The organism is Paraburkholderia sp. SIMBA_030, assembly GCF_046535245.1.
Lineage (GTDB): Bacteria > Pseudomonadota > Gammaproteobacteria > Burkholderiales > Burkholderiaceae > Paraburkholderia.
This window is the reverse complement of the sequence record NZ_JAWRXB010000494.1, coordinates 1-273: the sequence shown is the minus strand read 5'-3', so window position 1 is coordinate 273 and position 273 is coordinate 1. Positions and strand designations below refer to the sequence as shown.

Genomic DNA, 273 nt, shown 5'->3' with positions numbered 1-273 from the left:
CCTGGGTGATCTTGCGGGCCACCGCCGCGATGAACTGGAGCTTGGTGGTGAAACGGGTTTGTGCCTGCCAGTTTCCCAAAGCGTGGGCTCCGGTTTCGAAGAACTGGCGGCGTAGCGTTTCAACGTTGCGGTCGATAAACACGCGCTCCCAGGGGACGAGGACGTCCTCGAATATGACCAAAGAGTCAGGCTCGTCGTACCGGCTGGTCAGTGGGTAATCGAACTCGCTGGTGGCGGCCGGTGCGAAAGGACGCCGGCACAGGAACTTCAACC

At 60.8% G+C, this 273-nt stretch carries 1 protein-coding gene; it reads right to left on the bottom strand.

Going from position 1 to position 273, the window contains the following annotated elements:
- On the bottom strand, positions 1-273 hold a 273-nt coding region (locus SB772_RS40940), incomplete at both ends, for a 4-hydroxyphenylacetate 3-hydroxylase N-terminal domain-containing protein (protein ID WP_410838642.1).